This window comes from Actinoplanes regularis, from assembly GCF_900188005.1.
Lineage (GTDB): Bacteria > Actinomycetota > Actinomycetes > Mycobacteriales > Micromonosporaceae > Actinoplanes > Actinoplanes regularis.
In genome coordinates this window covers 251,432-273,823 of sequence record NZ_FZNR01000008.1, presented here as the reverse complement: position 1 = coordinate 273,823, position 22,392 = coordinate 251,432, and the positions used below count along the sequence as shown (strand labels likewise).

23 protein-coding genes and 1 tRNA gene are annotated in these 22,392 nt (G+C 68.9%); 11 read left to right on the top strand and 13 right to left on the bottom strand.

Annotated elements, in window-relative coordinates; translation table 11 throughout:
- Positions 1–108 precede the first annotated feature (108 nt).
- The 4 genes from CHC09_RS22650 to CHC09_RS22635 all read right to left on the bottom strand — a co-directional run bounded on the left by CHC09_RS22650 (position 109) and on the right by CHC09_RS22635 (position 4,868).
- Positions 109–846 carry a LytR/AlgR family response regulator transcription factor gene (locus CHC09_RS22650; RefSeq protein ID WP_089295172.1) on the bottom strand — a complete coding sequence of 246 codons (738 nt, stop codon included), beginning with the start codon at positions 844–846 and terminating at the stop codon, positions 109–111.
- A 91-nt stretch (positions 847–937) separates the two neighbouring features.
- Entirely contained in the window at positions 938–2,125 is a 1,188-nt protein-coding gene (locus tag CHC09_RS22645; RefSeq protein ID WP_089295171.1) for a sensor histidine kinase, read from the bottom strand.
- 105 nt (positions 2,126–2,230) lie between these two features.
- A complete protein-coding gene (locus CHC09_RS22640; RefSeq protein ID WP_089295170.1) occupies positions 2,231–3,826 on the bottom strand; it encodes a sugar transferase in 1,596 nt (531 codons plus the stop codon).
- A 178-nt stretch (positions 3,827–4,004) separates the two neighbouring features.
- Complete coding sequence (locus tag CHC09_RS22635; RefSeq protein WP_089295169.1) at positions 4,005–4,868, bottom strand: Fpg/Nei family DNA glycosylase; 864 nt, start codon at positions 4,866–4,868, stop codon at positions 4,005–4,007.
- A gap of 24 nt (positions 4,869–4,892) precedes the next feature.
- On the opposite strand from CHC09_RS22635, the gene CHC09_RS22630 reads away from it, so the two are divergent.
- Complete coding sequence (locus tag CHC09_RS22630; RefSeq protein ID WP_089295168.1) at positions 4,893–6,077, top strand: glycosyltransferase; 1,185 nt, start codon at positions 4,893–4,895, stop codon at positions 6,075–6,077.
- Here the strand turns inward: CHC09_RS22630 and CHC09_RS22625 are convergent, their stop codons facing one another.
- The 3 genes from CHC09_RS22625 to CHC09_RS22615 are packed head-to-tail and all read right to left on the bottom strand — an operon-like array spanning position 6,078 to position 8,582.
- On the bottom strand, positions 6,078–6,827 hold the full coding sequence (locus CHC09_RS22625; RefSeq protein WP_089295167.1) for a CDP-alcohol phosphatidyltransferase family protein: 750 nt from the start codon (positions 6,825–6,827) through the stop codon (positions 6,078–6,080).
- The gene (locus tag CHC09_RS22620; RefSeq protein ID WP_089295166.1) at positions 6,802–7,863 is read right to left on the bottom strand and encodes an iron-containing alcohol dehydrogenase family protein; all 1,062 of its coding nucleotides are present in this window, start codon (positions 7,861–7,863) and stop codon (positions 6,802–6,804) included. Before CHC09_RS22620 ends, CHC09_RS22625 begins: the two co-directional genes overlap by 26 nt.
- Complete coding sequence (locus CHC09_RS22615; RefSeq protein ID WP_089295165.1) at positions 7,851–8,582, bottom strand: phosphocholine cytidylyltransferase family protein; 732 nt, start codon at positions 8,580–8,582, stop codon at positions 7,851–7,853. Before CHC09_RS22615 ends, CHC09_RS22620 begins: the two co-directional genes overlap by 13 nt.
- An 84-nt stretch (positions 8,583–8,666) precedes the next feature.
- Between CHC09_RS22615 and CHC09_RS22610 the strand changes: the two genes are divergently transcribed.
- From CHC09_RS22610 to eccB, 3 genes are all read left to right on the top strand, one after another.
- A complete protein-coding gene (locus CHC09_RS22610; protein WP_089295164.1) occupies positions 8,667–9,761 on the top strand; it encodes an aminotransferase-like domain-containing protein in 1,095 nt (364 codons plus the stop codon).
- 167 nt (positions 9,762–9,928) lie between these two features.
- Entirely contained in the window at positions 9,929–11,056 is a 1,128-nt protein-coding gene (gene corA / locus CHC09_RS22605) for a magnesium/cobalt transporter CorA (protein ID WP_089295163.1), read from the top strand.
- Between the two features lie 29 nt (positions 11,057–11,085).
- Positions 11,086–12,366 (top strand): type VII secretion protein EccB, encoded by a 1,281-nt coding sequence (eccB, locus tag CHC09_RS22600; protein ID WP_089295162.1) that lies wholly within the window; start codon positions 11,086–11,088, stop codon positions 12,364–12,366.
- Between the two features lie 10 nt (positions 12,367–12,376).
- On the opposite strand, the gene CHC09_RS22595 is transcribed toward eccB, so the two are convergent.
- Entirely contained in the window at positions 12,377–12,976 is a 600-nt protein-coding gene (locus CHC09_RS22595) for a hypothetical protein (RefSeq protein WP_089295161.1), read from the bottom strand.
- Positions 12,977–13,108: 132 nt separating this feature from the next.
- Here CHC09_RS22595 and CHC09_RS22590 point away from each other — a divergent pair, with 132 nt between their 5' ends.
- Positions 13,109–13,633 (top strand): peptidylprolyl isomerase, encoded by a 525-nt coding sequence (locus CHC09_RS22590; RefSeq protein WP_089295160.1) that lies wholly within the window; start codon positions 13,109–13,111, stop codon positions 13,631–13,633.
- A 21-nt stretch (positions 13,634–13,654) separates the two neighbouring features.
- Positions 13,655–14,566, top strand: a complete 912-nt coding sequence (locus CHC09_RS22585; protein WP_089295159.1) for a rhomboid family intramembrane serine protease — start codon at positions 13,655–13,657, stop codon at positions 14,564–14,566.
- 3 nt (positions 14,567–14,569) lie between these two features.
- On the opposite strand, the gene CHC09_RS46475 is transcribed toward CHC09_RS22585, so the two are convergent.
- Positions 14,570–14,725, bottom strand: a complete 156-nt coding sequence (locus tag CHC09_RS46475) for a hypothetical protein (RefSeq protein WP_179277231.1) — start codon at positions 14,723–14,725, stop codon at positions 14,570–14,572.
- A gap of 113 nt (positions 14,726–14,838) precedes the next feature.
- On the opposite strand from CHC09_RS46475, the gene CHC09_RS22580 reads away from it, so the two are divergent.
- The gene (locus CHC09_RS22580) at positions 14,839–15,726 is read left to right on the top strand and encodes a hypothetical protein (RefSeq protein ID WP_143232473.1); all 888 of its coding nucleotides are present in this window, start codon (positions 14,839–14,841) and stop codon (positions 15,724–15,726) included.
- A gap of 110 nt (positions 15,727–15,836) precedes the next feature.
- Here CHC09_RS22580 and CHC09_RS22575 read toward each other — a convergent pair whose 3' ends face one another.
- Positions 15,837–16,238, bottom strand: coding sequence for a PH domain-containing protein (locus CHC09_RS22575; RefSeq protein WP_089295157.1), 402 nt, complete (start codon positions 16,236–16,238; stop codon positions 15,837–15,839).
- An 88-nt stretch (positions 16,239–16,326) separates the two neighbouring features.
- On the opposite strand from CHC09_RS22575, the gene CHC09_RS22570 reads away from it, so the two are divergent.
- Positions 16,327–16,746 (top strand): hypothetical protein, encoded by a 420-nt coding sequence (locus CHC09_RS22570; RefSeq protein WP_089295156.1) that lies wholly within the window; start codon positions 16,327–16,329, stop codon positions 16,744–16,746.
- Between the two features lie 17 nt (positions 16,747–16,763).
- Here the strand turns inward: CHC09_RS22570 and CHC09_RS22565 are convergent, their stop codons facing one another.
- Positions 16,764–17,639: a transketolase family protein gene (locus tag CHC09_RS22565; RefSeq protein WP_089295264.1), complete on the bottom strand. Its 876-nt coding sequence runs from the start codon at positions 17,637–17,639 to the stop codon at positions 16,764–16,766.
- Positions 17,640–17,641: 2 nt separating this feature from the next.
- Positions 17,642–18,328: a thiamine pyrophosphate-dependent enzyme gene (locus CHC09_RS22560; protein ID WP_089295155.1), complete on the bottom strand. Its 687-nt coding sequence runs from the start codon at positions 18,326–18,328 to the stop codon at positions 17,642–17,644.
- Positions 18,329–18,375: 47 nt separating this feature from the next.
- Between CHC09_RS22560 and soxR the strand changes: the two genes are divergently transcribed.
- Complete coding sequence (soxR, locus tag CHC09_RS22555; RefSeq protein ID WP_089295154.1) at positions 18,376–18,822, top strand: redox-sensitive transcriptional activator SoxR; 447 nt, start codon at positions 18,376–18,378, stop codon at positions 18,820–18,822.
- A gap of 238 nt (positions 18,823–19,060) precedes the next feature.
- A complete protein-coding gene (locus CHC09_RS22550; RefSeq protein WP_089295153.1) occupies positions 19,061–20,686 on the top strand; it encodes a sensor histidine kinase in 1,626 nt (541 codons plus the stop codon).
- Positions 20,687–20,861: 175 nt separating this feature from the next.
- Here CHC09_RS22550 and CHC09_RS46470 read toward each other — a convergent pair.
- A tRNA-Ser gene (locus tag CHC09_RS46470) sits at positions 20,862–20,936 on the bottom strand.
- Positions 20,937–21,415: 479 nt separating this feature from the next.
- Between CHC09_RS46470 and CHC09_RS22545 the strand changes: the two genes are divergently transcribed.
- On the top strand, positions 21,416–22,294 hold the full coding sequence (locus tag CHC09_RS22545) for a hypothetical protein (RefSeq protein WP_218827169.1): 879 nt from the start codon (positions 21,416–21,418) through the stop codon (positions 22,292–22,294).
- Positions 22,295–22,392: the final 98 nt, after the last annotated feature.

Here is a 22,392-nt window from a genome sequence, read left to right as displayed (position 1 = left end):
AACTGTGGAGATGAGATTCCCGCACTTAAGACCGGGCTGTGGTTATCCCCCGAAAGCCTGTGGATAACTCTGTGGGAAAACCCGGGGGGTTGTGGATAAGCGTGTGGATTAGCGGATCCAGTCGTGCTTGGCGGCGCGGATCAGGCGATCCTTCAGCTCACGGGTGTGCCGGCGGCTGACCGGCAACTCCACACCGTCGACCGCGACCACATAGCCGGAACCCGTCAGACGCAGCTCGGTGACCAGGCGCAACTGCACCAGGTACGAGCGGTGGATGCGGACGAAGCCGGCGTTCGCCCAGCGTTCGGCAAGGGTCGCCAGCGAGACCCGGACCAGGTGGGAGGCGTCCGCGGTGTGCAGGCGGGCGTAATCGCCCTGTGCCTCCACCCAGCGGACCGAGGAACGCGGCAGCATCCGGGTGGTGCCGGCCAACTCGACCGGGATGGCCGGCTCGTCCGATGCGACCGCGGGTGCCGGCGTGGAGCGCAGTCCGGCGACCCGGCGCAGGGACTCGCCGAGACGCTCCGCCCGTACCGGTTTGCGCACGTAGTCGGTGACGCCGAGGTCGAAGGCGTCCACGGCGCCGTCGTCGTAGGCGGTGACGAAGACGATCGCCGGCGGATGTGCGAAACGGCGCAGGATCCGGGCCAGCTCCATGCCGTCCAGGCCGGGCATCCGGATGTCCAGGAAGACCGCGTCGACCTCGGTGTCGCGCAGCACCCGCAGCGCCTCGGTGGCGTCACCGGCCCGGTGCACGTGGGCGACCCGCCCGTCGGCGTTCAGCAGATAGGCCAACTCGTCGAGGGCCGGCGGCTCGTCATCCACAGCCAGCACCACAAGGCTCATGCCACCTCCGCCGCTCGCAAGCTCGCTCATGCCGTCACCTCCGCTTCACTCCGGCGCCGGCATGAGCCAACCGATTCGCTCGCAAAGTCGCTCATGCCCGTACCTGAGGATGGAATTTCGGCACTCGCATGCTCACTTTCGTCCCCGCGCCGGGTGCGGTCTCGACGATCAGGCCGTGATGATCGCCGAACACCGACCGGAGCCGCTCGTCCACATTGACCAGGCCGACATGCTGGCCGTCCTCGCCCTCCGCGCCGTCGTGGCCGAACACCGACGGGTCCATGCCGACACCGTCGTCCTCGACGGTGATGTGGCACTCCGCACCGGCGTCACGTGCTTCGATGCTCACCATACCGACGCCGGGCTTACGGGAGAGGCCGTGCCGGACAGCGTTCTCCACCAGCGGCTGCAGACAGAGGAACGGCAGCCCGACCGGCAGCACCTCGGGTGCGATCTGCAACCGGACCAGCAGGCGTTCACCGAACCGGGCACGCTCGATGGTCAGGTAGCGATCGATCGAGCGCAGCTCCTCGGCCAGCGTGGTGAACTCGCCGTGCGCGCGGAACGAGTAGCGCGTGAACTCGGCGAACTCCAGGATCAGCTCGCGCGCCCGCTCCGGATCGGTGCGTACGAACGAGGCGATCGCGGTCAGCGCGTTGTAGATGAAGTGCGGGCTGATCTGCGCCCGCAGGGCCCGCACCTCGGCCCGGGCCAGCCGCTCCCGGGACGAGTCGAGCTCGGCCAGGGCCAGCTGCGACCCGGCCCATCGGGCCGCCTCCAGGGTCGCCTGGACCAGGCCCGGAGCCGGCGGGCCGTCGGCGATCGCGATCAGGGCGGCGGCGCCGCCCGGCCCGGGCAGGGGGGCCACCACCGCACCGCGGACCACACAGTCGACCCGGTCGCACGGCAGCTCGGCGGTGGTGAGCACGATCGACCGGTGGGTGCTCAGGGCCCGCTGGGCGGCGGCGGTCAGCTGGCCGGTGTGGTGGCCGCCGCGGCCGTCGAACGCCAGGCACCGCTCGCCGTCCGCGATGCTCAGCCCCACCGCCCCGACCAGGGTGCGCAAATGCCGGGCGGCCTTGGCAGCGGTGGCGGGCGTGAGCCCGGCCCGCAGCGGCTCGGCGGCCAGCGACGCGGTGTGCAGCACCTCCCAGGTGGCCCGCTGCATGGTCGTGGCGATGCCGCGCCGGGCCCGCAGGCGCAGCACTGCGACGACGGCGGCGGCCAGCGCCGCCAGCACGGCGATGACCGCCAGCACGCTCCCGATCTGCCCCGCCACGGCACTGAACCTAACCGCCCGACCTCTTTGCGTCGATGTCGAAAGAGGGCGGTAAAGCAAACGGCCCGCGATCGGATCGCGGGCCGGATGTGGACGGTGGAACGCTCAGTAGGCGCCCTTGCGCCGGAGGACGACCCAGATGGTGCGCCACAGGATGCTCAGGTCGTAGGTCAGTGACCAGTTGTCGACGTAGTAGAGGTCGAGCCGGACCGCCTCGTCCCACGACAGGTCGGAGCGACCCGAGACCTGCCAGAGGCCGGTGATGCCCGGCCGGACCAGCAGGCGCCGGCGGACGTCGCCCAGGTAGTCGCCGTCGTCGGCGGGCAGCGGGCGCGGCCCGACCAGCGACATCTCGCCCTTGAGCACATTGACCAGCTGGGGCAGCTCGTCCAGCGAAGTGGCCCGCAGCTTCTGACCGAAGGGGAAGATGCGCGGGTCGTGCTTCATCTTGAAGAGCATGCCGTCGGACTCGTTGAGCTCCTCCAGCGTGGCCTTGCGCTCCTCGGCGTCCACATACATCGTCCGGAACTTCCAGACGCGGAACGTGCGGCCGTCGTGGCCGACCCGGGTCTGCCGGAAGAAGACCGGACCGGGGTCGGAGAGCCGGATTCCGGCCGCGATGAACAGCAGGATCGGGCTGATCAGCAGCAGGCCGAGGCCGGCGGCGACCCGGTCGAGCAGGTTCTTCACCAGCCAGCCGGGGCCGGAGAGGGTGGGCTCCTCGACGTGCAGCAGCGGCAGACCCTCGATCGGGCGGATGTGCACGCGCGGGCCGGCGATGTCGGTGAGCTGCGGCGCGACCACCAGGTCGACGCCGGTGCCCTCGAGCTGCCAGGCCAGGCGGCGCAGCTCACCGGGCTCGGCGCTGGCCGAGCCGCAGACCGCGATGGTGTCGGCGCCGACCTCACGGACCAGCGAGAGCACGTCACGGCCGGCGTAGACCGGGACCGGAGTCTCGATGCCGCGGGTGGCCGCGTAGCCGTCGGTGATGTGGATGGCGACCGGGATCAGGCCGGCGGCCGGGCTGCGGGTGACCGCGGTGTAGACCTCGAGCGCCTCGGGCAGCGTGCCGACCAGGATCATCCGGTGCGCGCCGTGGCCGGTGCGGCTTCGGGCGATGTGCAGGATCTGCCGGGCGGTGACCCGGCCGATCAGGATGAACGCGAGGGCGCTCAGCGACACCGCGGCGACCGTGCCACGGGACAGGCCGGTCTTGGTGGCGAAGGCGAGCAGTGACACGGCGGCCACCACGGTGACCGAGGTGCGCACGATCCGCTTGAACTCTTCGCTGCCCAGGCCCAGGTAGCGGCGGTCGTAGGTGCCGTTGGTCCAGAGCAGGAGCAGCCAGCCGAGCGGGAGCACGATGTAGGCGAAGAGCGAGAACAGGTCCTCGCCGACGAACATGCCCCAGCTCTTGTCCTGGAAACCGCTCCGGGACTTCTCCAGGAACACGTCGGCGATCTTGCTGGCCGCGAGCGTGGAGAGCAGGTCCAGAACGATCAGGACGGCGGTGTACGGCCGGTGCCAGCGGGAGAGCCGGCGGGGTTGCCGGGACCACGCTGAACGCGGGACTCCGTTGCTCGGTGGCTGTTGTTCTTGCTGCGGCCACTCGAAGCTTTCGTACCGCACGGGCTTACTCCGGCTGCTGTCGGTCGTTGGGCGATGCAGGCTAGTCGTCACTTCGCCTACGTCCTCCCGCATCCGGAAAAAGATTACGCACCGCCACCACCTCGGGACGGCCGGCGGTCCCGCCGATACCCGTTCGCGTCACAACGGTGTCCAGGGACCGGGCCACTATACCGATGGATCGGCCGGAGAGAAGGTGACGTTGTGGTAGCAATCCTTACCCGTACGGACCGTAACCGAGTGATGGCGGTGTTCACCGGACCAACTTGGACAAGCGACGGTCGGCGAGTGGTTTTCCGCCGGTCTGACACGTAGCGCAATATTGCAGGCTCTTGTCCGCGAAGGAGACCTCCCGCACGGTGTCTCCGCAAACCGGGCAGGGCAGACCGGTCCGGGCGTGCACCCGCATACCGGCTCGCTTCTCGCCCTTGAGTTCGGCCGCCTTCTGCCCGACCGAGCGGCGCACGGCGTCGGTCTCCACTTCACGCATCGCCTCGTACAACGTGGTGATCTGCTCGTCGGTGAGTTTTCCGGTGAGCGCGAAGGGCGACATCTTCGCCACGTGCAGGATCTCGTCGGAGTAGGCGTTGCCGATCCCGGCCAGCACCTCCTGGTCGGTGAGCACGCCCTTGACCTGGCCGTTCCGGGATCTGATCACGGTGGCGAACTCGTCGCGGCCGATCGCGAGCGCGTCCGGACCGAGCCGGGACACGCCCGGCACCTCGGTCAGCGGGTCGCGGACCAGGTACGCCGCGAGCGACTTCTGTGTCCCCGCCTCGGTCAGGTCGAAGCCGGAGCCGTCGTCGAGCCGCATGCGGATCGCGATCGGACCGCTTCCCGGCTTGAGCGGGGCCGGTGACTTGAACGAGTCGCGGTAGTGCAGCCAGCCGGCCCGGGCCAGGTGGACCACCAGGTGCACCTCCGGGCCGACCCCGATGTCCAGGAACTTGCCGTGCCGGCCGGCGGAGCTGATCGGCAGGCCGGTGAGGGCGGAGGGCGCCGGATCGTACGTTTTCAGCGCGCTGAACGAGGCGACCTCGAGGCGCTGCACGGTGTGGCCGACCGCACGCTCACGCAGGTAGGCAGCGAGCGCCTCGACCTCGGGGAGTTCGGGCACAGGTCCACGGTAGCGTTCTCACCCGTGAAGGTGGTGGTCGCACACAACCGGTATCGCGAGGCGATCCCCTCTGGGGAGAACGTCATCGTCGACACCGAGATCTCGCAGCTGCGGGCGGCGGGGCTGGAAGTGGTGTCGTTTCAGCGCAGCTCCGACTCGATCGGCTCGCTCTCGCCGGGGCAGAAGGCGCTGCTACCGGTCGCGCCGATGCTCGGGCTCTCCGCCCAGCGCGACCTCGCCGCGCTGATCGAGGCGGAGAAACCGGACGTGCTGCACCTGCACAACCCGTATCCGCTGCTCTCCCCGCGGGTGATCCGGACCGCGCACGCGCACGGTGTCCCGGTGGTGCAGACCGTGCACAACTACCGCCAGGTCTGCTCCTCGGGGCTGTACTTCCGGGACGGGCACAACTGCCACGATTGCCGTGGCAAGCTGCTCGGCTGGCCGGCGATCAAGAACAGGTGCTACCGCGGTTCGGCCGCGCAGAGCGCGATCATGGCGACCACACTGGCCGTGCACCGCCCGACCTGGCGCTCGGTGGACCGCTACATCGCGCTCACCGACAAGATCGCCGCGCACCTGGCCGACTACGGCATCCCGGCCGACCACGTCGTGATCAAGCCGAACGGCCTGCCCGACCCGGGGCAGCCGGAACCGCTCGGCGAGGGCTTCCTGTACGCGGCCCGGCTCTCCGCCGAGAAGGGCCTGGGCCTGCTGCTCGACGCTTGGCGACAGCACCCGGACGGATCGCTGGGCCCGCTGCGCATCGCCGGTGACGGGGAGTTGCGTCACCTCGCCGAGCAGGCCGCCGCCGAGCGTGCCGACGTCACCTATCTGGGTCCCCTGGACCGGGCCGGGATGACCGCGGCCCGGCGCGCGGCGGCGGTCGTCGTCGCCGTGCCGACCTGGGAAGACGTGTTACCCACGGTGATCCTCGAGGCGATGGCGTCCGGGCGGCCGGTGCTCGGCACGGCGGTCGGCGGGGTGCCGTACCTGATCGGGAGCGGCCCGGAGGCGGCCGGCTGGCTGGCCCAGCCGGATCCGGCGGCGCTGGCCGCGGCCCTGCCGGTGGCGCGGAGCGGCGCGGCGGCCGCGGCGATCGCCGCTCGTGATCGCTATCTGCGGCACTTTCACCCGGACGTGCTCACCAAGCGCCTGATCGAGATCTACGCGAGCGTGATCTCGGATTCACCGCGCGCGGCGCGGTAGTCATCGCCCGGTCCCGGTCTGGCTCCGCAGCGCGGTACGCCCGGTGAAGGCGATGCTGGCCGCCAGGAAGCCGCCGTTCACCAGAGTGAACAGCGCGACGAACCAGACCGCCCACTGCGGAGCCGCGGTGAGCAGCACCCCGGCCAGGGCGATCACCGCGCCGTAGTCGCGGACCAGCTTCACCACCCGGACCGGCAGCGAGCGGTTGGTGACCATGCTCGTCTCCTGGCCGCTGCTCTGCATCACCGACGTGACCAGGTTGACCATCCAGGTGGCCGCGAACGCGGCGAGCAGCCACGCCGGGGTGTCCGGCTGCTGCGCCTTGGCGGTCGCCGACACGGCGGCCACCAGGGTGGACTGGACGGCCACGTCGCAGAGCACGTCGAGACGGCCGCCGGCCGCGGTGCTCTGGCCGGTGGCGCGCGCCAGCTGGCCGTCGGTGCAGTCGAGCGCGTACGCCAGCTGCCAGCCGGCCAGCGCGAGCAGACCGACCGGCCAGCCCCACGCCCGGCCGTCGGCCACCGGTCCCGCGGCCGCGATCACCACGAAGGAGGTGAGGCAGCCGAGGGTCAGGTTGAACATGGTGACCACGGTCGGGCTGAGACCGTGCCGGTGCGCGAAGACCGCGACCCGGGAGCCGATCCGCTGGCTGACCGCCTCGCTGAACAGCCCACCGCCACGGTTGACCGCGTAATAGTCGGCCACGGTGGGTTTCTGGCCCGCTTCAGCGGGTAGCGAGGGCGTTCTCATACTCGGCCAGCCTTCGGCGGGTCTCCTCCGGCGTCATCGCCAGATGTTCGATGATGGTGTAGCGGTCGGGCCGGGTCCGTGGGGCGAACTCGACCGCCCTGATGAACTGGTCAGCGTCCAGTCCAACGTCGGACGGTGTCCGGGGAAGCTGGTGCCGTTCGAGGCAGTCGGCCATCTGACCGAAGCGCCGGTCGTCGCCCCGCAGGAACGTGCAGAACAACGCCCCCAGCCCGGCCAGCTCGCCGTGGGAGGCGGTGTCCGGGAAGAGCGAGTCGATGGCGTGCATGATCTCGTGACAGCCGCCGCTGGACGGGCGGCTGCTGCCGCAGATCGCCATCGCCAGGCCGCTGGAGATCAGTGACTCGGCCAGCACCGTGACGAACGCGTCGTCGCCCATGTCGCCCGGCATGGTCAGCATCGCCTCGGCGCCCATCCGGGCCAGGGAGGCGGCGAGACCGTCGACCGGCTCGCCGCGGATCATCCGGGCCAGCTCCCAGTCGGCCAGCGCGCTGATGTTGCTGAGCACGTCACCGATGCCGGCCCGGTTGATCCGGTCCGGCCCGGTCTCGACGAAGTCCAGGTCGACGATCACTCCGAACGGGATGTGCACCCCGTACGACCCCTTGATCCCGTCATTGACCAGGCTGGCCACCGGTGACGCGATGCCGTCGTTGGCCAGGCTGGTGGCGACCGAGACCATCGGCAGGCCCCAGCGGCTGGCCGCGTACTTCGCGGTGTCCACCGTCCTGCCGCCACCGATGCCGACCACCGCGTCGTAGTGGCCGGCCCGCAGCTTGTCGGCCAGCTCCAGAGCGGCGTCCAGGGTGCCGCCCCCGGTGACGTAGATCGTCGCCGACCGCAGCGAGGGCCGCAGCAGCTCGGCGATCCGCTCGCCGAGGCCGGGGCCGACCACCACCGCCACCTCGCCGCCGGCGGAGATCCGTCCGTCGGCGAGGATCCGGGCGAGGTCCGCGACGGCGCCCCGCCGGACCTCGATGTGCAGTGGAGTCTGGACGCTCCGGGCTAATAGCGGCATGCGATCTTTCTGGCCTTGGCCAGGTCGTCGTGGTCGTCCACTTCGACCCAGTCGACCTGGCCGATCTCGGCGGCGCGGATCTCGCCGCCGCGGTTCGCGTACTCCTGGAAGCCGTCTTCGTAGTAGAGCTCGGTGCTCCGTTCCCAGGTCGTTCTCAGAGCGTCCGCCAGTGCGGGCGCGGCGGCAGCCTCGATCAGCACGGCACCGATGTACTCGCCGTGGGCCTCGGCCGGATCCATCAACTTCGTGATCTTCGCGAGCCGGCCGTCCGCGTCGAAGACCGCCTTCATCTCCTCGTCGGCCAACTGCTTAACGGCGTCGACGGCGAGCAGGATGCTGGGACCGCGGTTGGCGAGAAGGGTTTTCTCGACGCTGACCGGGTGCACGGTGTCCCCGTTGACCATCAGGGCGCCCCGCGCGAAGTGGTCCCGGGCCAGCCACAACGAGTACGCGTTGTTCCACTCCTCGGCACGGTCGTTGTGGACCAGGGAGATGTCGACGCCGTACCTCTGCTCGAAGCTCTTCTTGCGTTCCTCGACCGTGTCGGCGCGGTAGCCGACGACGATCGTCACCTCACCGATCCCGGCCGCGGCGAGATTCCGCAGCGCGATATCCATGATCGTGATCTCGCCGTCGACCGGGACCAGCGCCTTGGGCAGGGTGTCGGTGTACGGGCGCAGCCGACGTCCGGCGCCTGCCGCGAGCACGAGACCGATCATGGGAAGACTCCTCCTGTGAAATTCGATCGGGCGGTCAGTGGGACACCGAAAAATCGTGCGACGCCTGCTTCTAAGCTTGGCACCATGACCGCTGAGCAGCTCATCTCCTTTGCCCGTGGCGCTCCCTCGCTGGACATCGTCGACGTTGAGGGCCTGAAGGCCGCCGCCGCCCGCGCCTTCGACGCCGATCCGGCCGGTGTCACCGCCTACGGCACGTCCGTCGGTTACCTGCCGCTGCGCAAGTGGATCGCCGACAAGCACGGTGTCTCGCCGGACCAGGTCATCGTGACCAACGGCTCGCTGCAGGCCGACGCGTTCCTCTTCGGCCACCTGGTGCAGCCCGGTGACGACGTGGTCGTGGAGAAGCCGACCTACGACCGCACCCTGCTCAACCTGCAGAACCTGGGCGCCAAGGTGCACCAGGTGACGCTGCGGCCGGACGGCCTCGACATCGACGAGCTGCGCACCCTGCTGGAGTCGGGCGTCCGCCCGAAGCTGGCGCACATCATCCCGAACTACCAGAACCCGGCCGGCCTCACGCTCTCCGAGGAGAAGCGGCGGGCGCTGCTCGCCCTCGCCGAGCAGTACGAGTTCATCATCTTCGAGGACGACCCGTACGTGGACATCCGGTTCCGCGGCGAGCCGCTCCCGTCGATGCTCTCGATGGACACGAACAACCTGGTCGTGCACGCCTCCAGCTTCACCAAGACGGTCTGCCCCGGCGTCCGCGTCGGTTACCTGGTCGGCCCGGCCGCGCTGATCGACGCGATCGCGAAGAAGGCGACCAACCTCTACATCTCCCCGGGCATGGTCTCCGAGGCGATCGTCCACCAGTTCTGTGTCTCCGGCGACATCGAGAAGTCGGTCCAGAAGGTCAGCGAGGCGCTGGGCGAGCGGGCCCGGGTACTGGCGGAGTCGATCCGCGCGCGCATCCCCGGCGCCACCTTCACCGAGCCGGACGGCGGCTACTTCCTCTGGGTCGACCTGCCCGCCGACGTCGACGTCGACAAGCTCTTCCCGGCGGCCATGAAGAAGGGCGTCGCCATCGTCAAGGGCAGCGACTTCCTGCTCGAGGGCGGTCGCAACTCGGTGCGCCTGGCGTACTCCGCGGTCACCGTCGACCAGATCGACGAGGGTGTCCGGCGGATCGCCGAAGCCATCGAGGAAGTGCGCGGCTGAGCCGACGGGTTTCCACCCGGGCCGGCCGGGGAACCAGTAGGCCGGTCCGGGTGGGCCCCGTGGGTCCGACCCCCCGCCGAGTCGCGGCGGCCCGCCCGGCGATACCTCTCCATGAGGCGACGAAGTAGCCTCGATTGGTTTGTCGGGTCACCGGGGGAGGTTGTGGCATGGGCGAGCGCGATAACGGTTCGTGGGGCCGTAACCGGCCACTGTCCAAAGCCTGGGCGGCCCGCGCGATGAATCGCTTCCTTGGTTCCACCGACGCGGAGCAGGGCGCCGGCGAGTCCGGCGGGGAGGACACCGCCGTGGTCGACTGCGGTGTCTACGTGGCCGGTGAGCGGATTCCCGGCACGTTCACCCCGGACCAGGCGCTCGCCGAGGTTCACCGGCGCGACGACGCCTTCGTCTGGCTCGGCCTGCACCAGCCGTCCGAGCGGGAGATGACCGCGATCGCGCGCATCTACGGCCTGCACGAACTGACCGTGGAGGACGCGGTCAAGGCCGAGCAACGGCCCAAGTTGGAGCAGTTCGGCGACGTGCACTTCCTGGTCCTGCGGACCACTCGCTATGTGCCGCATCAGGAGCTGACCGAGAACTCCCAGGTGGTCGAGACCGGCCAGATGATGATCTTCATCGGCGACCGGTTCGTGATCACCGTCCGGCACGGCGAGGCCTCCGAGATGTCCCCGGTCCGGGCCGACCTGGAGAAGCAGCGGGCGGCGCTGCTGGAACAGGGCCCGTGGGCGGTGGCGTACGCGGTGACCGACCGGGTGGTCGACAGCTACCTCGAGGTGGCCGAGCAGGTCGAGGCGGATCTGGACATGATCGAGGAGGGCGTGTTCTCCCGCGATCGCAGCGCCCCGATCCAGGAGGTCTACCAGCTCAAGCGGGAGCTGGTGGAGTTCCGCCGGGCGGTGGTGCCGTTGCAGCGGCCGCTCGCCGGGATCATCGCCAGTCAGGGCGTCGTGCCCAAGGAGATCCGGCGGTACTTCCGGGACGTGCAGGACCACCTGACCCGTACCGTCGAGCAGGTCTCCTCCTATGACGACCTGCTCAACTCGATCCTGCAGGCCCGCCTGGCCCAGGTGACGGTGGACCAGAACAACGACATGCGGAAGATCGCGGCCTGGGCCGGTATCGCCACCGCGTGGACCGCCGCGGCCGGCATCTACGGCATGAACTTCGAATACATGCCGGAGCTGCATTGGCGGTACGGCTATTCCGGCCTGATGGCCGTGCTCGCGCTGGTCACCGTGGTCCTCTACCGGGCGTTCCGCCGCAACGGCTGGCTCTAGAAATCGATTCACGACTATAAAGTGGCGGGGTGCGCGAACTCCAGTCACAGCGATTCGCGGTCGAGCGGCTGATCGGCGCCCTGATCGCGCACGACGCGGACCCCCGGCGCCCGCCGCTGCGCCGGGCCGGCTCGGTGGTGCTGACCGGCGTGCTGCTCGCCGCTCTCGCGGCCGGCGGCCTGGCCGGCTACGGGATGCTCACCGGCGCCACGCTGACCGAGCCCACCGACCCCTCCGCGATCCTGCTCGACAAGCGCTCCGGCGCCCGGTACGTCTACCTGGAGGCCGACCGCCGGCTGCATCCGGTGCTCAACTACACGTCCGGCCTGCTGCTGGCGACCGGGGAGAGCCCCGAGGTCAAGGTGGTGCCGGCCGGGCGACTGGCCGCGGTGCCGCTCGGCGCGACGCTCGGCATCCCGGACGCGCCGGACGCTCTGCCGCCCGCGGCGAGCCTGCTCGGCGAGGCCTGGACGGTCTGCACCGAGCGCGGCGCCGGGACACCGCGCAGCACGCTGCTGGTCGGGGTGACCCCGGCCGGTGCGCCGGTCAGCGGACGGGCGCTGCTGGTCCGCGACCCGCTGGACCGCACGTTCCTGGTGGGTGACGGCCGCCGGTTCCAGCTTCCCGCGGACCGGGTCGACGCGACGCTGCGCGCGCTCGGCTGGTACGGGCGTACCCCGTCGCCGGTGGCCGCGGCCTGGATCGACGCGGTGCCGGCCGGTCCGGATCTCGTCGCGCCCGCGGTGCCCGGCGCGGGCGCCGTGTCGGCGGTGCCCGGCCACCGGGTGGGTGAGGTGGTCACCGACTCCGGCACGCAGTTCGCGGTGGTACTCGGGGACGGGATCGCCGCGATCACCGAGTTGCAGGCGAGGTTGCTCGCGCCGGCGCGGCCGCTGGGCGCGGAATTCCTCCGGCTGCCGCCGGCGGCCTCCGGACCGGGTTGGGCGGACGGCCTACCGTCCGCGATGCCCGAGATAGCCGATTTCGCGGTACGGACCTGTGTCACCCGTCCGGCGGACAAGCCGGCGATCGTACGACTGGATCCGGTGGTTCCGGCCGGCAACGCCCCGGCCGGTGCGGCCCGGATCGACGCGGTGCACGTGGCCCGCGGAAGAGGCGCCGTGGTGACGTCCCCGAGCGGGGTGGTCCAGGTGGTGACCGACGACGGCCGCGGCTCCGCGCTGGCGAGCCGGGACCTGCTGACCAAGCTCGGCTACCCGCGAGTGCGGCCGGTCACGGTGCCGGCCGAGCTGCTCGCGCTGCTGCCGGCCGGCCCGCTCCTGGATCCGGAGCGGGCCGGCCGGCAGTGAGCGGCTGTTGCTACGCCGGCTTCGCCTTCCCGGCCTTCTCGTTCGGGATGCCGTTGGACGTGGTGTAGACGTTCGGCTCCAGCGGTTCGAACGCCGCGTCGTCCGCGCCGTCGAGCGTCGACGGGTTGGGCGCTGCGTCGTACTCCTCCCACTGCGCCAGGTTGCGGCGCCGGGTGTACCAGGCGGCACCGATCCCGAGGGCGGCGCCGAGCATGGCGTACCCGGCCAGCTTGCCGGCCCGGCCGCGCCGCTTGCGGCCGAGCGCCTTGTCGGCCCTGCGACGCAGCTTCTCGGCCTGCTTGCGCTGGATCGCGAGCTGGCGTCTGGAGACCTTCTTACCCTTCTTCCCGGCCTGCCGGACGTTGTCGGTCGCGGCGGTGACCAGCGGAGTCAGCGTCGCGAGCGCGCTGTCCCAGCCCTGCGTCGCCGCGTCCTTGGCCTTCTCGGCGGCCGGGTGGACGCGTTCGACCGCGGCGTTGAGCCGGGGACCGACGGTCGCGCTGGTCTCCTGAGCAGCGATCGAAGCGGCCCGCTTGAAGTGATCCATGCTCTGACCGAGCTCGTTCCGCATCCGCGCGCTCCGGCGCTTACGGCGCATCGTTGCGAACACCAGTGCCCACCTCCTGTGGTTTTCTCCCAGCTCATGTTGCCTTCTCGGGTACCCCCGCGCGGCCGGATCAGACACATGGGGGAGGATCCGACTTGACGAGACTGTTCCAATTCAACGCAGACGGGAGTACCCGTGGCCGAGACGATTTACGCCACCCTGCACACCAACCACGGTCCGATCCGGCTTCAGCTGTTCCCGGACCACGCCCCGGCGACCGTCCGGAACTTCGTGGAACTGGCCGAGGGCACCAAGGCGTACACCGACCCGCGCACCGGTCAGCCGGGCAGCGGGCCGTTCTACGACGGCACCATCTCGCACCGGGTCATCGCCGGATTCATGATCCAGATGGGTGACCGGACCGGCACGGGCCGCGGCGACGCGGGCTACAAGTTCGCCGACGAGTTCCACCCGGAGCTCTCCTTCGACCGGCCGTACCTGCTGGCCATGGCGAACGCCGGCCCGGGCACCAACGGCTCGCAGTTCTTCATCACGGTCACCCCGACCCCGCACCTGAACCGCCGGCACACCATCTTCGGCCAGGTCGCGGACGAGCAGTCGGCGAAGGTCGTGGACTCGATCGCGAACACCCCGACCGGTCCGCAGGACCGGCCGCGGGAGGACGTCGTGATCGAGCGGGTGGAGATCGAGCGCGCCTGACCTCCGGGGTACCGTTGGCGGATGAGTGAGGCACCTTCCACGTCACCGGTGTGCTATCGACACCCGTCGCGGGAGACCTTGCTCCGCTGCAGTCGTTGTGACAAGCCGATCTGCACGTCGTGCATGAACGACGCGGTGGTCGGCCACCACTGCCCCGACTGCGTCAAGGACGGACGGCGTAACCAGCGGCGGGCTCTCACCGCGTTCGGCGGGAGTCTGGCCGCTGGTCGCGCCGCTTACGCCGTCCGAGGGCTGATCGCGATCAACGTGCTGGTCATGATCGCTTCGGCGATCCTCGGCGGCCCCAAGGCGATCGCCGGCGCCGGCGGTTTCCTCAACCTGCTCGGCGCGGGCACCCCGGTCACCGACGCCGGTGAGGTGATCGGCCTGGCGATCTACCCGGACGGCGCCGTGCACGGCATCGCCCACGGCGAGTGGTACCGGCTGGTCACCGCGATGTTCCTGCACTACGGCGTGGTGCACCTGCTGCTCAACATGTCGTTGCTGCTGCAGATCGGGACCTACCTGGAGGGCCGCCTCGGCCCGCTCCGGTTCCTGGCGCTCTATTTCCTGGCCGGCTTCGGCGGCAACGTCGCGTGCTACCTGGTGCAGGCTCCCAACCAGCCCTCGGCCGGCGCCTCCACGGCCACGTTCGGCCTGATCATCGGGATCATCATCATGAACCGGCGGCTGATGCTCGACACCAGTTCGCTGATGCCGCTGCTGATCACCAACTTGATCTTCACCTTTACGATTCCGCAGATCTCGATCGCGGGACACCTCGGCGGGCTCGCGGTCGGCGCGGTGGCCGCGGTCGTCCTGGTCCACGCCCGGCTGCCGCACCGCACGATCAAGCAGGTGGTCGGCTGCGCGCTGCTCTTCGCCGTGCTGGTCGCGCTCGCTGTCTGGCGGACCGCGCAGATCCTCGGCTAGCGCTCAGGCAATTCTTCGGTTTGCTTGGTTGCTGACCGAATTGCCGGAGAGCGTTCTTCCATCCAACACCGTCACGCTGGATTTTTTCATCACACCCGGCGACCATTTATGAAACACGGTGTAGTCGTTGCTGGGTTCGAGGCGGACGACAGCGGACATTTGGTCAGCTGCTGAGCAGTGCGTGAAGCGCGACGTATTTATAGGCGGCAATAGGGGAGTAGACGCCTCTTGATACGCTGCCGGTTCCTTAATCCCCGAGGAGAGACACCGAAGTGAAGAAACTGTCAAGTGTCGCGTCCGTGCTTGCACTCTCGATCGGCGTTGCTGTTGCCCCGGCGGCAGCCGCTTCCGCTGCTACGGACAGGAGCGGGGCGGAACGGCTGAACATCCCGAACAACAGTGCGTGCAAGGCGGGTCGCACGGTCATGCAGGGCATGGTGGCGGGGCCGGGCGGCCAGCTCTACATCGTTTTCACGAAGGCGGCCGGCGCGGAGCCTGTCCTGTCCAGGTGGTCGCGCGACGGCTCGACCTGGGACGGCGCCAGCTGGACCTGCTCCGGGGCACCGGTTTCCATGCCCACCCTCGAACACGGTAACGACCTCGCCTACAACCCGGACTATCTGGGCCAGGGCCCGGCCCTGATCGCCACTCAAGGAAGTCAGTCGTCGTTCTTGAGCGACGATGTGACGATCGTGCACCTGAGCTCCAGCGGAGCTATCGGCGCGGCTGAGGAAGTCGACCTGCCGATGAACATCAGCGGCCTCTGCTACAGCGCGACGGCGGCCGATGGCGCCGGCAAATACGCTGCCCGACGGCTGGGCAGCCTGTGGACCCATTCCAGTAGCGGTTCGCTTTCGAGCGGATGGACGCTGGCGGACAGCAGCCTGACGAGTCACGATAATCGTTCCGACCAGGGCATCGACTGCTCTGCGAACTACATCTGGAACACCAAGTCAATCAACGACTCGACGCCCGAAACCGGGTGGAACTGGGTCTACCAGTACAACTGGTCCGGAGGCGATGTCGAGGGTGACATCGGAATTCCGAGCAACAGCCTGGTCGACGAAATCGAAGACATCACGCACGTCGGGAGCGACTTCTTCGTCGGCATCAACCGGAACGACGGCCTTGCCGACACCGTGAAGGTGTTCACCGAGTAGGCCTCAGCACCTTCAGCGGTGTTACCGGGGCGTGTTTCAGACGGGTGCCCAGCCGGCCAGGATCACAGGGCCGCTGGCAACAAACGACGGTGCCGGTCCTGAAGCACGCCCTACACCCGCAGGTCGGACAGTTCTGTCACGACGTCCTCCGGCAGGGCGCCCAGCTCGTGCGCGCTGAACAGGTAGATCGCGTCGCCGGTGTCGATCTCGAGATATTCGCTGCGCAGGCCCCGGCGCACGGTCTGCTCCACCCGCACGCTCTCCACATCGGACCAGCGCAACCGCCGCCGGCCGGCGAATCCGGTGACCACCGTGATGCCATCCGCGTCCGCCGCCAGGCGCACCGGGACCAGCAGGTCGCGTAGGGCCCAGACCACCAGGCCGCAGCCGACCAGCGCGGCGAGCGCCCAACGGATCGAATCGCCGCTGGAGAACGCGACGGTCAGCACGATCAGAGCGACCGCACCCATCAGCTTGGTGACCGGCAGGACCGGCTTGACTCGCCATTGCATGAGGACACTATGGCAGCCGATGCGCTGTAATTCCTTATTCAGCAGCCAAGGCCGCTGCCTCCCCAGTTCACAGTCCGTTAAACATGTCATGGACGTGATCTCGCGTACGTTCCACCCCGCCGTCACCGATGCCGGCGTGGCCATCCCCAGCCGGCACCTCCCGATCGTGGAGCGTTGTGTCGATGCCGATGACGACGCCGTACTGATCACCCGCTGCACGCGGCCGGAGGCCCCGCTCGCCGGTGACTACCTGTTCCTGCTCACCCGCCGCAGGCTCGTGGTGATCCGGGAGACGCCGGTGCTGCACCGGCTGCGCCTGCACCTGAACGTGAACCTGCGGCACCTGAGCAACGTCAGCTGGCGCCCCGACCTGAGCCGCCCGGCACTGGAACTCGCCGCGACAGCGGTGGACGGAGTGCGCGAGCGGTTCCGGATGAAGTTCTCCGACACCGAGTCGGTGTGGCGCTTCGAGTCGGTTCTGCGCGACGTGTTCCTGCGTACCGCCTGAGGGCTTCTTCAACGCTCCTACGCGTCGCCCAGGAACTTCTCGAGCGAGCGGCGCAGCCCCGCCTCGTCCAGGCCGTGTGCCCGGGCGTGGTCCTGCCAGGTCCCGTAGTCGCGCACCTCGGCCCGAGCGACGCCGAGGTGCAGCGCTCGGTGCGGCAGCCCGCTCAGCGCCTCGCTGACCAGGCGGGCCGACGTACCGGCCAGGTACGGCTCCACCACGATCACCTCGGCCTCGGCGAGCAGCCGTACCCCCTCGGTGTCCAGCGGTCGCGGGGTGTTGGTGTACGCCACGGTGACATCCAGGTCGCGGGTCGCCGCCAGCACCGGGTCGAGCATCGGCCCGACCGCCAGCACCAGCGGCCCGCCCCGCTTGAGCACCCGCAGCTTCGCGCCGTCCGGGTACGCCCGCGTGTTCTCCTGCGCGCCGAGCCGGATATACACCCGGTCGTCGTGCCGGGCCGCCTCGCGCAGCATGGCGGGCACCTCGTCGCGGTGCCCGGGCACCTGCACGGTCCAGCCGTCCAGGGTGTCGAGGAGCGCCACGTCGCCGGGGGACTGGTGGGTGTAGCCGGCGGCGGCCGCGTCGTACGAGCCGCCGATGCTGACCAGCACCGCGCCCGCGTCCTGGTGCCCGAGGTCGAGCTTGATCTGCTCGTACGCCCGGTCGATCAGGAACGGGGCGTACGAGTGCAGGTAGGGCCGCATCCCGGTGAGCGCGAGCCCACCGCCCACGCCGACCATCAGCTGCTCCCGGATGCCCACGTTGAGCGCGCGGTCCGGGTGCCGGCGCAGCGCCGGGCGGAACACGTCGGCCGAGATGTCGGCGAGCACCAGCGCGGTCCGCGGGTCCTCGTCGAGCAGGGCCGTGGTCGTGGCGACGAAGGTCTCGCGCATGCTCAGCTCCACTTGGCTTCGACGGTGGCGACCACCAGGTGCGGCCGCTCGGTGCGGACCAGCAGCCCGCGCTCGATCTCGTCGTGGTCGTGCCCGTCGACCACGGAGACCGTCCAGCCCGGGAACCGTGCCGGGATCCCCGCCGAGGATCCGGCGAGCGTCTCGGGCTGATAGCTCGGCCAGCCGTGCGTGGCCGACTGGTTGTCGATGACGATCGCGGTGATCGGCAATTGGACCGCCGCGGCGTACGCGATCGCCTCGTGGTTCGACCCCTCGTCCAGCTCCGCGTCGCCGAGCAGCACGAACATGCGGCTGTGCACGAGGCCCTGGGCCCGCAGGCCGAGCGCCGTCCCGACGGCCAGGCCCAGGCCGTGCCCGAGCGAGCCGGTGCCGATCTCCACGCCGGGGATCAGCACCCGGTCCGGGTGGGTGCCGAGTGGGCTGTGCCACTGCCCCATCCGGTCCAGCCACTCCTCGGGGATGAACCCCCGGTCGGCCAGTACCGCGTAGTACGCGGCCGGCCCATGCCCCTTGGAGAGCAGGAAGCGATCCCGGTCCGGTTCGTCGGCGGTCTCCGGCGTGACTCGGAGGACCCGCTCGTAAAGCACCCGGAGAACATCGAGTGTGGAGTGCGCGCTCGGGGCGTGCTTCTCGTCGCCGGTCAGCCGGCGCAGCGTCGTGACGGTCATGTCGGCTAGACTGCAAGTTGAAGTTAACTTCAATTCAAGGGGACCGGGTGGAGACCCTCACCATCGGCGAGATGGCGGCCCGCAGCGGTGTCGCGGCCTCGGCGCTGCGCTACTACGAGCGGGAAGGCCTGCTGCACGCCGCACGGACCGGCGGCAATCAGCGGCGCTACGAGCGAGCCGACCTGCGCCGGATCGCCTTCATAAAGATCGCCCAGCAGGTCGGGATCTCCCTCGACGAGATCCGGGAGGCGCTCGCCGAGCTGCCGGAGAACCGGACACCGACCAAGGCCGACTGGTCCCGGCTCTCCAGTCACTGGCGGCACCGGCTGGAGGAACGGATCGCCGTGATGGTGCGGCTGCGGGACCAGCTCACCGGCTGCATCGGCTGCGGGTGCCTGTCACTGCAGCGGTGCACCCTGATCAACCCGCGGGACCGGCTGGCCGCGCGCGGCACCGGCCCGCAGATGATAATCAACCCGCCGGCCCCCGAGTGAGCCGAACGTTTCACCTGGTCGGTCTGGAGCGGAGGGCGTGGGATTCGAACCCCCGATGAGTTCCCCATGCCGGTTTTCGAGACCGGCCGCCCGTGGATCGGGCGCGCCTTGCTGCCTGCGGGTGCCCAGGCGGTGAGGATCCGCTGGTAGGCGGTGCAGCATCCGAGTGCCGTAGACGGGCTCGACGATCCACCGTTCTGGACCAGGCACAAGCCCGATCTTAGTTACTCTGCGCTATATGCGTCTTTTGCGGTCTTCTACCCTATGGCGTGGCGCTGCGCTGCCGCTGACTGTGTGGCTGATTCTGACCGTCGCAGCAGTGGGTAGTGTCGCCGCGCTGCAACACTCCAGCCAGGACGGATTGGTGCGGCGGTTCAACCAGCGAATCGAGCTGTTGGCGAACTTCATCACCGGCTTCGTCGATGATCAGATCAACCGGCAGCGCCAGCAGGCGGAGACGTTCCTCGGCGACTCCGTCGTCGCGGAACGCGACTTCAGGCGGGCGGTCGATGGGTTGAGCCTGTCGGGAGCGGTCCTGCTTGACGCCCAGGGACGGGTGCTGCATGTGGCCCCCGCCGGCGCACTTCCCCTCGGGCAGGATCTGACCGAGGGGTACCCACATCTGGACGTTGCGGTACGCCAGGGTCAGCCAATCGTATCCTCCGCGATCGTATTCGCTTCGGACCGTCCGCCGGTGGCGAACATCGCAGTGCCCTTCGATGCCGCAACTGGTCGGCGGGTGTTCGCCGGATCGGTCGCGATCGGCAAGGGTTCGCTGGCGGGGTTCCTGTCCGCCGTGATTCCCCGCTCGGAGGTGCACCTCAACTTGGTCGACGACACAGGCACGATCGTCGCCGCCAATCAGAGCACCGGCGTGCTCGAGTCGACCCGACTCGACGCAGAGCTGGCCGCAACACGGCAAGTGGATCAACAAGGCCGGGTACGGCAGGGCGGCCAATGGTGGCGCTACACCACCGTGGACATCCGCGACACCCCGTGGCGGCTCATCGCGAGCGCCACCGAAGACTATTTGTTCGCACCGATGGCCGGCGCCGAAATCGGTCTCCACGTAGCCGTCACCATCGCTGCTGGCATCGGATTGCTATTGGTCGCCGCGGTTGCCCGTACGCGACGCAGCCGCCAGGACCTGCATCGGGCGAACACGCAGCTGGGCGACTTCATCACCATGCTCAGCCACGATGTGCGCCAGCCACTGAGCTCCATCGTCTCCTACGGCGAGATCCTGCTCGACGAATGGACCGATCTGGACGAGAAAGAAAAACATCGCTACATCCGGCGCATCACCAACGGCGGGCACCGCGCCGACCGCATCGTCGAGGAGATCCTCACCCTGTCCCGACTCGACGCGGGCGCCATCACCGCGCATCCAGCACTGCTGAACATCAACCGGGCCATCCGGCAAGCAGTCGAGGGCCTCGGCCTCGAACCCGGCCATGGCATCACCATCACCGCGACCGACGACGAAGCCACTGCCTACGCCGACCCCGCCTTCCTCCAGCTCATCCTCGGCAACCTGATCGGCAACGCCGTCAAATACGGCAGCCCCCCGATCGACATCACCGTCGCCCGCACGGACGAGAACCTGAACATCCAGGTCAGCGACCACGGCGAAGGCGTCCCACCACAATTCGTCGACCGCCTGTTCGACCGCTTCGCCCGCGCCGACACCGGTGTCGCCACCACCAAACCCGGCACCGGACTCGGCCTGTACCTCGCCCACCGACTCGCCACCGCCAGCAACCTGCAAATCGGCTACCAGCCACACCAACCCAAAGGGGCGACCTTCACCCTCACCCTGCCGGTCACCAGCCCGGCCGCCGAACCACAGCGCACCGCACGCTGATCAACGCCACCTGCGACAAGACCAGCGGGACCAGTTCATTGTCGCGTATTGATCGCGGCGAGCGAGATCAAGCGGTCCGGAGTGAGGTCGAGTGAGACTGAGGATCTAACACAGAGAACCCCCGTTGTCCTGCGTTCGCGCAGGTCAGCGGGGGTATTGCTGTTCAATGAAGCGGAGGGCGTGGGATTCGAACCCACGATGAGTTACCCCATACCGGTTTTCAAGACCGGCGGTCGCATGTCTCTGACCTGCTGAAACAGTAAGACAAGGGCGCGCGTTGCCGCCCGGTTGCCGCCGCTCCTTCTGTTTCAGTCCTCTTGGCGTTCCAGCGGAGCGGCGTGCCGTGATGGAGCCATGGCGCGATTGCCCGTTAAAAGTAGTTTCTGGCGGGCAAGCCGCTTTCATGCAACGTCCGCCTAGGCCGTGTCTCGTGGATCTCCTCGGCGGTGCTCGTCGGTCAGCCTGCCGCCTGGACCGTTTCGTTGGCGTTCGTCGTCATGGTGGGCGTCTCCCTGTGCACCGCGGGTCGCGTGCCCGCCGACGTGGGCACCACGATGTTGCGCCTGCACGCACCCGAGTCACTGTGGGGTTGAAGCATTTAAGGATATTTAAGGTACGAACCCCGTCCGCTCGAAGACGAGCCACGTAAACACGGGCATGAGGAGATCACGCAGCAGTGCGTACCGGCGGCCGGGCAGTGGACTCACCGGGCGCAACCGCAAGATCGCCATGGGACTTGCCGCTGCGGCTCTGGCCGGCACCGCGTTCGCCGTCAGCACCGGCATGAGCAACGCCGCCACGAACCAGAGTGGAGCGACGGGGAACGCCGGAGCCAGCTCCGGTAACATCAACGCTTTGGTGCCGGCGCTGGGTTTCAGCCCGGGCAATCCGAACGCGACGGCCGACCGCGTTGGCCCTACCGGGGTAAACGTTCCCGGTCGCTGCCCGCCCACTCAAGCCCAAGTGAACGCGCAGGTAGCGCTCAAGAATGCGAACCTTCCGAGTGGAACGGACCTCGAAAGCCGCATCCAACGTTTTGAAAAGACCTTGTCGGCGATTCAAGACTTGAAATGCCCCGCATCTTCCACGACTTTGCTGGGCCGCTTGAATTCCTTGACCGCGCTGCGCGGAAACGCGAACCGCGATAACATCCTGCGTGGTTTGGGTTTGAACGAAACGCCAGCGGACAAAGCCGCCGCCACAGGATCCGGTGACGGGGCCGCGAGTGGAGCGACGGGGAACGCCGGAGCCAGCTCCGGTAACATTAACGCTTTGGTGCCGGCGCTGGGTTTCAGCCCGGGCAATCCGAACGCGACGGCCGACCGCGTTGGCCCTACCGGGGTAAACGTTCCCGGTCGCTGCCCGCCCACTCAAGCCCAAGTGAACGCGCAGGTAGCGCTCAAGAATGCGAACCTTCCGAGTGGAACGGACCTCGAAAGCCGCATCCAACGTTTTGAAAAGACCTTGTCGGCGATTCAAGACTTGAAATGCCCCGCATCTTCCACGACTTTGCTGGGCCGCTTGAATTCCTTGACCGCGCTGCGCGGAAACGCGAACCGCGATAACATCCTGCGTGGTTTGGGCTTGAACGAAACGCCAGCGGGATAAAGCCGCGGGGAATGCGGCGCCGCAAAACGCGCCAGCGAAACAAGCGGCGCCGCGGACAACGGCAACCTGATCCTTCGCGGATCCTGATCCACCGCACG

Bases quoted from the DNA above. Each gene is read 5' to 3' on its own strand.
- corA (WP_089295163.1), top strand. From the start codon at position 9,929: ATGGGCGAGCGCGATAACGGTTCGTGGGGCCGTAACCGGCCACTGTCC.
- CHC09_RS22560 (WP_089295155.1), bottom strand. From the start codon at position 18,328: ATGACCGTCACGACGCTGCGCCGGCTGACCGGCGACGAGAAGCACGCC.
- CHC09_RS22570 (WP_089295156.1), top strand. From the start codon at position 16,327: ATGGACGTGATCTCGCGTACGTTCCACCCCGCCGTCACCGATGCCGGC.
- CHC09_RS22640 (WP_089295170.1), bottom strand. From the start codon at position 3,826: ATGCGGGAGGACGTAGGCGAAGTGACGACTAGCCTGCATCGCCCAACG.
- CHC09_RS22545 (WP_218827169.1), top strand. From the start codon at position 21,416: ATGGGACTTGCCGCTGCGGCTCTGGCCGGCACCGCGTTCGCCGTCAGC.
- CHC09_RS46475 (WP_179277231.1), bottom strand. From the start codon at position 14,725: ATGTCCGCTGTCGTCCGCCTCGAACCCAGCAACGACTACACCGTGTTT.
- CHC09_RS22550 (WP_089295153.1), top strand. From the start codon at position 19,061: ATGCGTCTTTTGCGGTCTTCTACCCTATGGCGTGGCGCTGCGCTGCCG.
- CHC09_RS22625 (WP_089295167.1), bottom strand. From the start codon at position 6,827: ATGAGAACGCCCTCGCTACCCGCTGAAGCGGGCCAGAAACCCACCGTG.
- CHC09_RS22610 (WP_089295164.1), top strand. From the start codon at position 8,667: ATGACCGCTGAGCAGCTCATCTCCTTTGCCCGTGGCGCTCCCTCGCTG.
- CHC09_RS22620 (WP_089295166.1), bottom strand. From the start codon at position 7,863: ATGCCGCTATTAGCCCGGAGCGTCCAGACTCCACTGCACATCGAGGTC.
- CHC09_RS22615 (WP_089295165.1), bottom strand. From the start codon at position 8,582: ATGATCGGTCTCGTGCTCGCGGCAGGCGCCGGACGTCGGCTGCGCCCG.
- CHC09_RS22565 (WP_089295264.1), bottom strand. From the start codon at position 17,639: ATGCGCGAGACCTTCGTCGCCACGACCACGGCCCTGCTCGACGAGGAC.
- CHC09_RS22575 (WP_089295157.1), bottom strand. From the start codon at position 16,238: ATGCAATGGCGAGTCAAGCCGGTCCTGCCGGTCACCAAGCTGATGGGT.
- CHC09_RS22650 (WP_089295172.1), bottom strand. From the start codon at position 846: ATGAGCCTTGTGGTGCTGGCTGTGGATGACGAGCCGCCGGCCCTCGAC.
- CHC09_RS22585 (WP_089295159.1), top strand. From the start codon at position 13,655: ATGAGTGAGGCACCTTCCACGTCACCGGTGTGCTATCGACACCCGTCG.